General features: G+C 53.1%; 11 protein-coding genes and 1 pseudogene. 5 read left to right on the top strand and 7 right to left on the bottom strand.

The window, feature by feature from the left end; genetic code table 11:
* Window positions 1–101: 101 nt before the first annotated feature.
* The 5 genes from B3P58_RS20080 to B3P58_RS20060 all read right to left on the bottom strand — a co-directional run bounded on the left by B3P58_RS20080 (window position 102) and on the right by B3P58_RS20060 (window position 6,842).
* Window positions 102–1,226 (bottom strand): ABC transporter permease, encoded by a 1,125-nt coding sequence (locus B3P58_RS20080; RefSeq protein ID WP_349676604.1) that lies wholly within the window; start codon window positions 1,224–1,226, stop codon window positions 102–104.
* 2 nt (window positions 1,227–1,228) lie between these two features.
* Window positions 1,229–3,994, bottom strand: coding sequence for a ribosome-associated ATPase/putative transporter RbbA (rbbA, locus tag B3P58_RS20075; protein ID WP_286720125.1), 2,766 nt, complete (start codon window positions 3,992–3,994; stop codon window positions 1,229–1,231).
* 81 nt (window positions 3,995–4,075) lie between these two features.
* On the bottom strand, window positions 4,076–5,050 hold the full coding sequence (locus B3P58_RS20070; RefSeq protein WP_286720122.1) for an HlyD family secretion protein: 975 nt from the start codon (window positions 5,048–5,050) through the stop codon (window positions 4,076–4,078).
* Between the two features lie 227 nt (window positions 5,051–5,277).
* The gene (locus tag B3P58_RS20065) at window positions 5,278–6,498 is read right to left on the bottom strand and encodes a cation:proton antiporter (protein WP_230332331.1); all 1,221 of its coding nucleotides are present in this window, start codon (window positions 6,496–6,498) and stop codon (window positions 5,278–5,280) included.
* Between the two features lie 17 nt (window positions 6,499–6,515).
* Window positions 6,516–6,842 (bottom strand): hypothetical protein, encoded by a 327-nt coding sequence (locus tag B3P58_RS20060; RefSeq protein WP_145469641.1) that lies wholly within the window; start codon window positions 6,840–6,842, stop codon window positions 6,516–6,518.
* Between the two features lie 106 nt (window positions 6,843–6,948).
* Here B3P58_RS20060 and B3P58_RS20055 point away from each other — a divergent pair, with 106 nt between their 5' ends.
* The 4 genes from B3P58_RS20055 (at window position 6,949) to B3P58_RS20040 (ending at window position 11,849) form a co-directional block, all read left to right on the top strand.
* Complete coding sequence (locus B3P58_RS20055; RefSeq protein ID WP_286720116.1) at window positions 6,949–8,337, top strand: DsbA family protein; 1,389 nt, start codon at window positions 6,949–6,951, stop codon at window positions 8,335–8,337.
* Window positions 8,338–8,613: 276 nt separating this feature from the next.
* A complete protein-coding gene (locus tag B3P58_RS20050; protein WP_145469639.1) occupies window positions 8,614–9,375 on the top strand; it encodes an SDR family NAD(P)-dependent oxidoreductase in 762 nt (253 codons plus the stop codon).
* Window positions 9,376–9,382: 7 nt separating this feature from the next.
* Entirely contained in the window at window positions 9,383–10,531 is a 1,149-nt protein-coding gene (locus B3P58_RS20045) for an acyl-CoA dehydrogenase family protein (protein ID WP_286720113.1), read from the top strand.
* A gap of 136 nt (window positions 10,532–10,667) precedes the next feature.
* Window positions 10,668–11,849: an acetyl-CoA C-acyltransferase gene (locus B3P58_RS20040; protein ID WP_286720110.1), complete on the top strand. Its 1,182-nt coding sequence runs from the start codon at window positions 10,668–10,670 to the stop codon at window positions 11,847–11,849.
* A 69-nt stretch (window positions 11,850–11,918) separates the two neighbouring features.
* Here B3P58_RS20040 and B3P58_RS20035 read toward each other — a convergent pair whose 3' ends face one another.
* Both B3P58_RS20035 and B3P58_RS20030 read right to left on the bottom strand, forming a co-directional pair.
* Complete coding sequence (locus B3P58_RS20035; protein ID WP_286720107.1) at window positions 11,919–12,155, bottom strand: hypothetical protein; 237 nt, start codon at window positions 12,153–12,155, stop codon at window positions 11,919–11,921.
* A gap of 295 nt (window positions 12,156–12,450) precedes the next feature.
* Window positions 12,451–13,323, bottom strand: coding sequence for a hypothetical protein (locus tag B3P58_RS20030; protein WP_286720104.1), 873 nt, complete (start codon window positions 13,321–13,323; stop codon window positions 12,451–12,453).
* 457 nt (window positions 13,324–13,780) lie between these two features.
* Here B3P58_RS20030 and B3P58_RS20025 point away from each other — a divergent pair.
* Window positions 13,781–14,056: pseudogene (locus tag B3P58_RS20025) on the top strand (acetyl-CoA C-acetyltransferase); the annotation flags it as partial.
* Between the last annotated feature and the right edge of the window lie 54 nt (window positions 14,057–14,110).

Here is a 14,110-nt window from a genome sequence, read left to right as displayed (position 1 = left end):
GCGCAGAAGCAAAAAAGCGCCGCCGCCAAACCCCGTAAACCCGGCGCTCCGGACCCCTGGAAAAAAGCCCGCGGCGAATAAATCCGGTTGGGCTGAACGTATCAGCCCATACTGACAATGGCTTTGCGGAAGCGTGCCAGTGCCGCGCTGAAAAATACCGCGCCAATGGCCAGTAATATCAGCAGTAACGGCCACACACTTTCAAACCCGGCACCGCGATAGAGAATATCCTGCGCCAGTGACACAAAATGAGTGGAAGGCGACAGCTGCATAATCCAGCGCAGCGCATCCGGCATACTTTCCTGCGGTGTCGTACCGCCCGACAGCAGATACATAATCACCACCACCGGAATAATCAGCAGGCCGAACTGTGCCATGGAACGGGTGAGGGTGCCGAGCATAATGCCCAGCGACGTTACCGAAAACAGGTACAGCGCCGAGGCCAGGGCAAATAAAGTCACCGAGCCATGAATGGGTACCGCTAAAAGCTTATTCACAACCAGCCAGAGTGACAGCAGGGTTGCGATTAAAATCACCAGACCATTGGCCCAGATTTTGGCCAGCATAATTTCTGCCGGAGTGACCGGCATCACCAGCAAATGTTCGATGGTGCCGTGTTCGCGTTCACGGATCAGGGCTGCACCGGTAAGAATAATGCCGAGCATGGTCACACTGTTAATCACCTGCATTACCGAGTTAAACCAGGCCGAGCTGGAATTCGGGTTAAACAGCTTACGCACGCTGATTTTAACCGGCAGCTGGTCGGCAAAATTCAGTGTTGGCGCCAAAGCATGAATGGCCTCGGCGAGAATAATCTGCTGAATATACACGGCGCCGTTACCGGCCTGGGTCATGGCGGAAGCATCCACATTTAACTGTACTTCAGGCTGTTTACCCTGCAGCAGATCACGTTCAAAATCCGGTGGAAATACCAGCACAAAGACAAACTCGCCGTTATCCAGCACTTCGTTCATACGGGAGGCTGGAATGCGCACCGCAGGCTGAAATTCCGGTGCCAGCAGGCTGGCGGTAATCTGCCGCGATAACGCGGAATTATCATCATCAACCACCGCGACCGAGGCGTTTTTAACCTCAAAATTAACCCCGGTTGCCACGGTATAAACCGCCACTGAAAAAATATAAATAATCAGCAGCAACAGTACCGGGTCGGCTTTCAGGCTGAATAACTCTTTGATGCCCAGCTGAGCGATATTTTTTACACGCATAATTAACGCTCCTGTTTATTCAGGCCGAGCCAGGCCAGCAGGGTAAAGAGCAGCACAAAACCAGCCAGTGCCAGATGGTTATGCCACAGCTGGGAGAAGGTCAGGGCTTTGGTAAAACTGCCCATACTGATCTGCTGAAACCAGGCCGACGGGAAACCCAGCCCCAGCCATTGGCTGGCACCGGTTAATGACGATACCGGGGTTAATAAACCGGAGAAATTCACCGCCGGTAAAATGCTGAGTACCGCGGCGGCAAATAAGGCGGCAACCTGAGTACGGGTAAAAGATGAAATCACCATACCGAAACCTGTGGTCGCCCACACATACAGCAATGCGCCACTGCTTAGTGTCAGCAGTGAACCGCGCACCGGCACCTGAAACAGCAGCACGGCCATTAACAGCAGGGTGATATAGCTTAAAAAGGCAATGGCAATATAAGGCGCCTGTTTGCCAAGCAAAAACTCCAGCCGGGTGACCGGAGTAGAACGGAAATTGGCAATAGAGCCGGTTTCTTTTTCCCGCACAATACCCAGTGCGGTCATCATCGCCGGAATCAGCGCCAGCATCAGCATGACCACGCCGGGCACAATGGCAAATGCACTTTTAAATGACTGGTTAAAGTGAAAGCGGGTGCTGACCGACATCGGTAAACTGAGCCCGGATGCCTGCGGACTGGCGGCGGCCATCGCCTGTAATTCCTGCAGCATCAGGCCGTCAATATAACCGGCGCTGGTTTCCGCTTTAAAGGGCATGGCGCCGTCAATCAATACACCAATTTCCGGCTGCCAGCCGAGTAATAAATGGCGGCCAAAATCCGGCGGGATTTCAACCAATATGCTCAGTTTGCCACTGCGCAATTGCTGCATACCATCAGCAAAATCCAGTGGTGCGGGTTGCTCGTCGAAATAACGCGAACCGGATAGTCCTTCGAGCAGCATACGGCTTTCCCGTGACTGGTCCTGATCGATGACTGCGTATTTTAAATTATCCACATCAAAAGAAATGCCATAACCAAAGGTCAGCATCAGTAACAGCGGGCCGAATAAGGCAAACAGCAGACGGATAGGATCGCGCTGAATTTCCAGCGTTTCACGCCAGGCATAGGCCCACCAACGGCGCAGACTGAAGGCCTGGCGTACAGGCTTCTGGCGCATGTCCTGTTCAGGAATATCCGGACGGCCTGCCAGTGTCTCAACAGAAACGTCACCTTTAACCGGGCTGTCTGTCAGGCCAGCGGCTTCGCGCAGGTAATCAACAAAGGCAATTTCCAGTGATGCGCTGCCACGCTGTTGCGCCAGTTCGGCGGGTTTTCCCACCGCCAGCACTTTGCCGGCATGCATCAGCGAAATACGGTCGCAGCGCTCGGCTTCGTTCATAAAATGGGTGGAAATAAAGATGGTCACGCCCTGTTCACGCGACAGGCGGATTAAATGACTCCAGAACTGATCACGCGCCACCGGGTCAACGCCGGAGGTTGGCTCATCCAGAATTAAAATATCCGGCTGATGCAATACCGCAACCGCCAGCTGCAGACGCTGGCGGATACCTAAAGGCAGACTTTCCGGCAGGCTGTTCTGCACGTCGGCAAGACCGAATTCTTCCAGTACATCGGCAATACGCGCCGATCCCTGTTGCTCTTCCAACGCATAGAGTTTGGCATGCAGTTCGAGGTTCTGGCGTACGCTGATTTCGCTGTACAGCGAAAAGCTCTGCGACATATAGCCGACTTTTTTCCGCGTTTCCATATCGTTGGCCTGCGGCAGCTGACCGAATAAACGCGCTTCACCGGATGAGAAGGGTAAAAGCCCCGTCAGCATTTTCATGGTGGTGGTTTTGCCACAGCCATTGGAACCTAAAAAGCCGAATATCTCGCCGCGCTGGATGCGGAAGGAGACATCATTCACTGCAATAAAATCGCCAAAACGCCGGGTTAAATGCCGTGCTTCAATCGCGGGAGGACCATCGTGCTGCACCGCCGGGGGCACCACCACCTCATGATGACCGGCACGTTTTTCTTCCGGCAACAGGGCAATAAAGGCTTTTTCCAGCGTATCGCAGCCGGTTTTATGCAGTAATTCCTGTGGTGTGCCGGTAGCAATAATCAGGCCATCGTCCATGGCGGCCAGCCAGTCAAACTGCTGCGCTTCTTCCATATAAGCGGTGGCGACCAGTACGCTCATCTGCGGCCGCTCACGGCGGATTTCCTGAATCAGCTGCCAGAATTGCATACGTGATAACGGATCAACGCCGGTAGTGGGCTCATCCAGTACCAGTAAATCGGGGTCGTGAATTAATGCGCAGCACAGACCGAGTTTTTGCTTCATGCCGCCGGACAATTTGCCTGCCGGGCGTTCGAGAAAAGGTGCCAGACCGGTGGCTTGGGTTAAGCGCTGAATACGGCGATTACGCTCGGCTTTATCCTGACCAAATAAATGTCCGAAAAAATCCAGGTTTTCCGCCACGCTTAATGTGGGGTAGAGGTTTTTGCCCAAACCCTGTGGCATATAGGCAATGCGTGGCAGGCTGGCATTGCGGTGGCGGCGGTTATTAATATCGCCCCCGAGTACCGTCAGCTGCCCCTGCTGCAATTGGCTGACGCCGGTAATTAATGACAGCAGTGTGGATTTACCCACGCCATCAGGGCCGATAAAACCCGCCATTACCCCGGCGGGAATATCAATATCCAGCGGTGCCAGCGCCTGGTTCTTACCATAAAGGTGCTTTAAGCCGCGGGCGCTGACAATGCTTTTGAACGCTTGCTGATCCATATCTGTATCCATACCTGTATTCATAGGTCAGGGTCTGCGGCAGTCTTTGCTGTTACAGACGATTGTTGGCGGATATGAATATCAGGGCAGTTGCACGGCCAGATTTTGCGGCCATTCCAGACTGCTGTTGGTACGCACATAGGCACTGCCGCGCACGCCGGTTTTGACTTTTTCTTCGTGCAGTTTCAGTAACTGCGGATCAATGCTGAGTTTTACCCGGAACATCAGGTTGTTGCGCTCTTCGCTGGTTTCTACCGATTTCGGGGTAAATTGCGCATCACCGGCAATAAACGACACCCGTGCCGGCACCACATATTCCGGAATCGGGTCGAGTACCAGTCGTGCTTCGTCATTAATGCCCAGCTTTCCAACCTGAGTGGCCGGTAAAAAGATGGTCATATACACATCGGAAATATCCAGCAGGGTAATCACCCGGCCGCCAGCGGCCAGAACTTCGCCCGGTTGTGCCAATACATACTGCACACGGCCGTTACGCGGTGCGTAAATCTGTGTGTCGTCGAGCAGGCTCTGTAATTCCTGCAGACCGGCGCGTGCCGCTTCGATGCTGGCCTGGGTGCGTTTTTCGGTAGCCTGAGCCAGACGCAGGGCCGCGCTTGCTGATTCCTGCTGGGCTTCGGCCTGATCCAGTTTGTCCTGCGGGGCAACTTTTTGTTTAAACAGAGTCTGTGCGCGTTTTAATTCGGCGTTAGCCAGTTTTAACTGACTCTGGCGTTGGGCGACAGCAGCAGCGGCTTCTTCGGCGGCCAGTTCAGCCTGGGCAATCTGTGCTTCGGCTTCGCGCTTTTTCGCCAGCAGTTGCTGGTTATCCATGCGTACCAGCAAATCACCAGCGGCAACCAGCTGACCCTCACTGACCAGAACTTCGGCTACCCGGCCAGCGGTTTTGGTGGCCACTTCCACCTGTTCGGCTTCCAGCCGGCCGTTGGTTTCAACCACGCCTTCGGGCAGTGATGATGGGTTAAATAAAGTCCAGGCCAGTGTGCCGGCCGCGGCGAGAATAACGGCAGCGGCAGAGAGAATTTTCTTCGTTTCCATGACACAAACTCCTTAAGGCAGAAAAAGGGGCAGAACAAACAGGGATGAATAATAAATACTGTGCTGCCAAGGGTACTCAATCCGGGCCATAAGGCTATTGATATTGCGCAAACTTCAGCAACAGGATAGTTATCGGTAATACGGTCTTTGCTCAAGAAAGATCAGGTTTTATGCGGCTTAGCTCCGTTTTATCGCAGGGTCGTTGCATTTTCAGGACAGAGTGTCGGCTATGTCGGTTTGTTATCCACACTCAGACGCGTAAAAAAGCGCGCCGAAATGCCATGAATAAAAATGCTGAGCAGCACGGTCAGTACGGTGGTGGCGAAGAGTTCGGCATGATCCGGATTGCTGCTGCCGAAGCCGAGCTGCTCGCTGACCAGCAGCAGATACAGAATACTGGCAATACCGCGCGGGCCAAACCAGGCGAGAAACATCCGTGCACGCCATGGCAGGCCGCTGCCGGTGAGGCTGATAAATACCGGAATCATACGGATAACGGTCAGGCTCAGCAGGGCGTAAATCCAGCTGTTAAGCGTGATGTGTGGCAGGGCATCGGGCACAAAAATCAGGCCAAACAGGAAGAACATGGTCAGGCTCAGTAACTGGCCTTCGGCTTCACCAAATTCTTTCAGACGCTGCAGTACCAGGGTGTGATGTGACTGCAGAAAAAGCCCGGCGAGAAACACCGCAATAAAGCCGTTACCACCAAGAATCTCAGCCCCGCTGTATGCCAGAAGAGCCAGTGCCGGGGCTGATAAGCGCTGGAATGAAGCCGTCATCCACTGACGCCGGGCAGCGGTTTCGGTCAGCAGTCCACCGACCCGGCCGGTTGCAACACCGCATAACACGCCGATCAGAAATTGTTTGCTGATAAACAACAGCCAGTGCAGATGATCAATGGCAGAACCGGCAGCGGTATTTGCTGCCAGCAGGGCCATCACAAATAATAAAACCGGCAACGCAATGCCATCGTTCAGGCCGCTTTCCACGGTAATAGAATGGCGCAGCGACTCATCGATATCTTTTTTATTAAAAATAGATTGTGCCAGGGCCGCATCGGTCGGCGTGAGCATAATGGCGAGCAGGGCCGCCAGCAGCCAGCCTCCGGCAAATAACGGATAGGCCAGCAGGGTGCCGGCAACCATGGTCAGTGGCAGGCCAATAGCCAGCAGGCGGATGGGTAATACTTCAAATTTGACCAGATGGGCACGTTCAATCTGGCTGGCATCAACAAACAGAATCAGTGCCAGAGTAAATTCCGCCAGCACCATCAGGCCTTTGCCGTCAATTTCTGCGGTTACCCAGTCAAGCCAGGCCGGCCCGAGCAAAATCCCCAGGGCGGTGAACATCATCGGCGCGGTCAGCGCGGCCTGCTCGGTCTTGCGGGAAAACAGCGCATAAGCAAATACTGCGGCGGCAATTAACAGAGCAAGAGGTTCTGCCAGCATGGAAAAATCCTTTCCGGTTATTCTTCCCAGATAATACGCAATGGCTCGCCAAAATCATCGTAAATGACTTTTTTACGCGGACGGCGGTGTTTTTTCTCGGCTGCCGGTTTGCTGTGCTTGCGGCTGGCTTCGCGTCGCTGGTCGATGGTTTTTAATACATCGGTCAGCGGAGTGCGTTCTTCTTTGGGTTTATCAAAGGCCAGGGAGTGATCGTTATAGCGGCCATTCTGCAGCCCGGTTTCACCACGGGCCACCTCTTTTACTTCGCCACCCTGACGCAGAAAGTCATCGACTTCCTGATTCAGTTGATCGCGTAAATCGCGTTTGCTCGGGCGTTTATTCATAGGCTCGCTTTAGCGCACTGATGGTCGTACAAGGCGTCAGGAAACAGACCTGACATGTCTGACACGGAGGTTTAGTATAAAGCATCGAATAACAATAAGAATCCCAATGACACTAATACCGACGCTTTTCCTCCGCGCCCGTCTGCAGGCGCAGGCTGCGCGCCTACTCAGTCAGCCCGGTTTACTGGCTTTGCGCCGCCGCTGGCGTGAAGGTCGGAGGCTGCTGGCCAATCGCCCGCATGAAATACAGGTTTTTCTGCGCATCGACGACCCTTACAGCTATCTGCTGGTACAGATACTGGCGGATTTTCAGCAGCATTATGGCGTCAGCGTACGTTGCTTTACCGTGCTGGAGCTGCAGGACGATATGTACCCCGAGCCTGCGCTGTGGCACAGCAATGCCTTTAAAGACGCCGGTTATCTGGCGGGGCTGTATGGGTTAGATTATCCATCACAGGAATTGCCGGATTCACAACAACAGCGCCTGCAACAACGCCGACAACAGCAAAGCCAGCAGCGCGCGATGCGCCGCTTACAGGCCAGTGCGCAGCTGTTATTGCTGGAGCGTCGCGGCCAGCCCGACTGGCAGGCGGTAGAAAAGGTATTCCGCGCTTACTGGTACGACGATACGCGGGTGCTGGACAGTTATCCGCTGCTCAATCACGACCTGAACGAGCATCTGCGCCGCAATGAACAACGCCTGCAGCAACTGGGGCATTACCTCAGCGCGACGCTGTATTACGAAGGCGAATGGTACTGGGGGCTGGATCGTCTCGATCATCTGCAGCAGCGTCTGCGCGATCTGGGCTTACAAAAGGCCGATGGCACCCTGATGGAATTTAACCGCACCTGGCGCGACTTCTGCTGCCATCCTGTTGCTGATATTCCTCCTGCAGAAAACAAACCGCTGGTGCTGTATTTTTCCGCACGCAGCCCCTACAGCCATCTGGGGCTGGAACAGATGCTGCAACTGGCACAGCACTACCGCCAGCCATTAATGATTAAACCGGTATTGCCGATGCTGATGCGCGGGCTGAAAGTACCGGCGCTGAAAAAATGGTACATCTTCGCCGACACCCAGCGCGAAGCACGCAAACGCGGCATTGCGTACGGCTATGTTGCCGACCCGCTTGGTGCCGGGGTGGAACGCTGCTACAGCCTGTTCGCCTGGGCGCAGCAGCAGGGCAAAGCCGCCGACTATTTACTGAGTTTTTCCCGCGCGGTTAACAGCGAAGGTGTACTGGCCGAAACCGACTCCGGCATGCGCCTTATCGTTCAGCGCGCCGGCCTTAACTGGCCTGACGCCAAAGCCATTCTGCAGCGTGATGACTGGCGTACACACTGGCAGGACTGGGCCGAAGCCAACCGCCAGGAAATGATCAGTTATGGGTTATGGGGCGTGCCCAGTATGCGTTATGGCGAGCTGGCGGTGTGGGGGCAGGACAGGATTTTTGTGATAGAGCGGGCGTTAAGACAAGCCGGGGCGGTTGAGTAGCCGCTGCGCGGGATAGCTTTTGTAATCTCTTCTATGGAAATACTTGGTTCTGATGAGTAGCCGCTGTGCGGGCTGGCTTTTGGGCTGACCGCGCAGCGGCTATGGAGCAAGCCCAACCTAATCCTGCTTTTTTTTGCCAAATTTCCTGCGCAATCTTGTCATGGTTTGCCCAGCCAAGCTGCGTCACACTGAACTCCGCTGTTTATTCATCGTATAACCCGTTAACGGGTATTCCAGTCAGGAAAATTAATAACAACTAATAACAAGAGGCATGTCATGGAATTTAATAATGTAGCCGCCATCGTCACCGGCGGCGCGTCAGGTTTGGGCGAAGGCACGGTACGCGCACTGGCCGCCGAAGGTTGCCGGGTAGCGATTTTCGATTTACAGGAAGAGCGGGGCGAAGCGCTGGCCAAAGAAGTTGGCGGTATTTTTGTGCGCTGTGATGTGTCGTCGGCCGAGAGTGCCGAGGCCGCTTTTAAAACCGCACGCGAAGCTCATGGCCTGTGTGGTATTGCCGTGAACTGTGCCGGTATTGCTCCGGCGGCAAAAATTGTTGGCCGCGAAGGGCCAATGGCGCTGGATGCTTTTAACCGCGTTATTCAGGTTAATCTGGTGGGTACCTTTAATATTATGCGTCTGGCCGCGGCCGAGATGATGGAGCGCGAAGCCAATGCCGATGGCGAGCGCGGCATTATTATCTGCACCGCGTCAGTTGCGGCTTACGAAGGCCAGATTGGTCAGGCGGCTTATAGCGCTTCCAAAGGTGGTGTGGTGGCAATGACACTGCAGTCGGCGCGTGAATTAGCGCGCAGCGGTATCCGCGTCAATACCATTGCTCCGGGCCTGTTTATGACACCGATGATGGCCGGTATGCCGCAGGAAGTGCAGGACAGCCTGGCGGCGACACTGCCATTTCCGCAGCGCCTTGGGCGTCCGGAGGAATTCGGCATGATGGTGAATCAGATGGTTAAAAATCCGATTCTGAACGGCGAAGTTATCCGTCTGGATTGCGCTCTGCGCATGGCACCGAAGTGAGAACAGCATGAGCTTTATTAAAGAACCTCAGGAACGCGCACTGTTCCGCGACAACGTAGCCCGCCTGCTCGAAGCCGAAGTTGCTCCGCATTACGAGCAGTGGGAAAAAGACGGCATTGTACCGGCACAAATCTGGCGCACTCTGGGTGAATCGGGTTTGCTATGTGTCGATATGCCGGAAGAATTTGGCGGCTGCGGTGTACCGTTCGATTATTCCGTAGTAGTCGGTGCCGAGCTGGCGCGCATGGGTTTTGGCGCACTGGCGACCAATGTGATGGTGCATTCCGATATTGTTGCGCCGTACCTGCAGCATATTGGCAGCGAGCAGCAAAAACAGCAGTGGTTGCCGAAAATGGCCAGCGGTGAAATCGTGGGTGCTATCGCCATGACCGAACCCGGCGCGGGCAGCGATTTACAGGCCATGCGCGCGTCGGCAAAAAAAGACGGCGAGCATTATATTCTTAACGGTTCAAAAACCTTTATTACTAACGGCCAGCACGCCGGACTGGTGATTGTGGCGGCGAAAACCGATCCGACTGCCGGTGCCAAAGGCATCAGTTTATTTCTGGTCGACACGACGCTTGCGGGCTTCAGCCACGGCCGCAATATGGAAAAAATCGGTCAGCATTGCGGTGATACCTCAGAATTATTTTTTGACAATATCCGCCTGTCGGCATCGGCGTTACTGGGTGAAGAAGGCATGGGCTTTGTTTACCTGATGCGCGAATTACCACGCGAGCGTCTGGTGATTGGTGCGCTGGCCTGTGCCGCCGCCCGTGGCGCACTGGATTTAACCGTCGCCTACACCACCGAGCGTGAATTATTCGGCCAGAAACTCAGCCAGTTGCAGAATACCCGTTTCCGCATTGCTGAAATGGAAACCGAATACCGCGTTAATCAGGCCTTTATTGACCAGTGTATTGGCCAATACAGCGCCGGTGAGCTGGATACCGCTACGGCATCGATGGCGAAATACAGCGCCACCGAAATGCAGTTTCGCGTAGCCGATGGTTGCCTGCAATTATTTGGTGGTTATGGCTACACCTCGGAGTATCCGATTTCCCGCGCCTTTACCGATGCCCGTGTGCAGCGTATTTACGGCGGCGCGTCAGAAATTATGAAAGAAGTGATTGCCCGTTCCCTGTTAGGAAAATAGCAGCCCAAACAGCAGCTGATAAAGCGACAGCGCAGAACAGCAATTCAGACAAACCCGATATATAAACAAAAGCGACTGACCTTCCGGCAATAATATTTATCCAGGGATCGTCAGCCCAAAAAATCCGGAGCAAACTATGCACAATAATGACGTCGTTATTTGTGGGGCAGCCCGTACCCCAATGGGCGCTATGCTGGGCGAATTAAGCAGTGTACCGTCACCGCAATTAGGCGCGGTGGCTATTTCCGCTGCGATAGAGCGTGCGGGCCTGAGCCCGGATGAGATTAACGAAGTGATTATGGGCTGTGTATTACCGGCCGGATTGGGGCAGGCACCAGCGCGTCAGGCGTCACGCGCGGCGGGAATTCCCGACAGCTCAGGTTGCTCGACGGTGAATAAAATGTGCGGCTCCGGTATGCAGGCAATTATTCTGGCCCACGACCAGATTAAAGCAGGCACTAATAACGTGATGATTGCTGGCGGTATGGAAAACATGAGTCAGGCACCGTATTTATTACCCAAAGCGCGCGCCGGTATGCGCATGGGGCACGGCCAGGTCATTGACTCCATGTTTTTTGATGGCCTCGAAGACGCCTACGAAGGCGGCCTGATGGGCGTGTTTGCCCAGCGCAGCGCCGATGAATACGGTATCAGCCGCGAAGCCATGGATAACTTCGCCATCCGCTCACTTAATCAGGCGTTGGCGGCGATTAAAAACGGCCATTTTGAACCGGAAATTGCGGCAGTGCTGGTATCAGACCGCAATGGCGATACCCTGATTGACATTGATGAACAGCCGGGAAAAGCCCGCCCGGAAAAAATCCCGACGCTGAAACCGGCGTTTAAAAAAGACGGTACTATTACTGCTGCTAACGCCAGCTCCATCAGCGATGGTGCTTCGGCGCTGGTACTGACCAGCAGCGTCTACGCGCAGCAGAAAAACCTGCAACCGCTGGCGCGCATCGTTGCTCATGCGACCCATGCGCAATTACCGGCGGAATTTACCCTGGCGCCTATTGGCGCGATAAAAAAGGTGCTGGAAAAAGCTGGCTGGAACAGTGCCGAGGTGGATTTATTCGAGATTAACGAAGCCTTCGCCGTTGTCAGCCTGCTGGCGATTCAGGAACTGGGGCTGGATGAGAATAAGGTAAACGTCAATGGCGGTGCCTGCGCACTTGGCCACCCGATTGGTTCTTCCGGTTCACGTATCGTGGTTACCCTGATCAATGCACTGAAACAGCGTGGCCTGACAAAAGGCGTGGCCTCTCTCTGCATTGGTGGTGGCGAAGCCACGGCGGTGGCTGTCGAGATTTTGTAAGCAGGGGTTTATCCGGTTTGGCAGGAGGCCATACTCTGCAAGTAACAGCCTTAAAGCCACTGATAAAGGTCAGTGGCTTTCCTGACGTTGTAAATCGGCCTGAACACGTGCCAGACAGGCGGCTGCTTCAGAACGAATACCGGCATCAATGGCATTGAGTGACACATAGGCCACGGTCGCAATCGCACGGTTACTTAACTCATCCGCCTCTGTGCTGTCGCACTCATCCGCAATCTGCCGGCCCAGTGCATCCGGGTAAGCATGGGTTGTAACATCAGCATAATTCTGCAGCTCAGCGGCGCTCATGTTTTTAACATCCAGCTGCTTCAGCTCCTCTATGGGATATGCAAAACCATGGCGGTTAAAAGGCTTGCCTTCGATACTCAGGGGAACCAGCTCACGGCAGCTTCCATAATATCGGGAAACCTCCAGGTAGGCGGTTCAGGAATACTCTGCACCTGTGTAGCAGCTTCAGTATCTGCAACCTGTGTTTCAATCTGAGAGCAGGCGGATAACAGCAGGACTGAGGTTGCTAAAATCAGTAGTCTGGTCATTCAATATCCGTATCGATGATCTATGCAAAGGGCGTCATTCAGGCACTTTATTTCCATACACAGGGTTGGCTTCCGGTTGCGCCAGAAAAGGGCATCTGACCTGATTTATAGTGCCAGGGTTGGGCTTGTTCGTAGGTTTTTAAGCGGCAACTCAGCCAGCTTTCCCACACGATAAACTGTGGGTGCTCTTTACTTTCCTTTGTCAGTTTCTCAATTGCTTCTTTCTGGATTTTGACAGCCTCGTTGAATTGGCCATTTTCTGCATATATTGCTGCAAGCGTATCCAGTGTGGATGATCTTTCCGCTTCCTCATCATCTTCCATGACATCTTTAATAAGCTCTGATGCCAATGCGCCATCTCTGAACTCTTCGTCAGGATGGGTGGCTAACCACCAGGCATAATGATGAGCGGAATAAACATAGCGGTCATGGCCAATGGCTCTTTGAAATAAGAGCTTTGAAATTTTTAGATTCTTATCGACACCTTTACCAAAGGCATAAGTTTTTGCCAGCAATCCCAGTGCAGGTGAGTATTCAGAATAGCGGTTACCTCTTAGTATATCTGTACCTTGGCTGTCATTATCCGGATCGTCGTCATATAGCATTATCCGTGCTTCAGCTAAGGGAATGAAGTAATCAAGATACTGATCCCAGGGGGCATATCCCAGGCTTTTGGCTAACCCGAAGTATTTTTTAGCCTTATCAATGTCCCGTGGTATCTGATAATCGGATAAGTACAGAAAACTGGCCATCACAGCGGAGGTCTTGTCGCCATCCTGAATTGCGGCGGCTTCAAAGAAGGGCAGGGCTTTAGCGTATTCGTTGTCATCAACCAGATCAAAGCCTTTACCGCCCTGGGTGGTTGCGCAGCCTGATATTTGTAATAAAAAAGTGAAAGCTACCAGTATTTTCTTATACATAAAAACTTAAAAACCAAAATTAATCACACGATTACCGGGAATGCTCTCATATTAAGGTCAGTCTATATGAGACGTTTGTCTTCGCCGCTTTTAAATGACGGATTGAACGGCAAATTTTCGCACTCACATCGTATTTTGTAAAACAAAATAACCTTATTACTCATCTTTTGATGAATTCAGGTTCCTGAGGCTGCGTTTACCAATGTTGTAGTCCAGCATAGCTAGGCACATGATAAGAAGATTTTCTGATGTGAGCGAGGCATCAATAGGAGTGTTACAGTATTCATCTGATGATTGTAAAAGATATACTGATTAAACCTGCCTTCCGGGAAAAACTCGTTATGTGCCATACTCTGGGCTTCATATGGCGTATATCTTCCCGATTTACAATCCCATTAGTATGTTTATATTCAAGAAGCAGAGCGAAATTATACTCATACCTCATCATCAATGGTGCGAGGTGGATTTATACGAAATTAACGAAGCCTTTGCCGTCGTCAGTCTGCTGGCAATTCAGGAGCTGGGGCTGGACGAGGATAAAGTCAACGTCAATGGCGGTGCCTGCGCACTTAGTCACCCGATTGGTTCTCCGGTTCACGTATCGTGGTTACCCTGATGAATGCACTGCAACAGCTTGGCCTGACAAAAGGTGTAACCTCTCTCTGCATTGGCGGGGGGAGCCACGGCGGTGGTTATCGATATTCTGTCGGGGTTCAAAGAAGGCGTTTATTAAAAAGCCGCTGGCGGTGGTTCAGCGGCTTTGGTTTTTGGCAGTGAGAACTGAGTT

It is taken from the genome of Thalassolituus sp. UBA2009, assembly GCF_002335285.1.
GTDB classification, from domain to species: domain Bacteria; phylum Pseudomonadota; class Gammaproteobacteria; order Pseudomonadales; family Oceanobacteraceae; genus Venatoribacter; species Venatoribacter alkanivorans.
The sequence above is the reverse complement of the archived record's forward strand: the minus strand, read 5'-3'. Positions and strand labels throughout refer to the sequence as shown.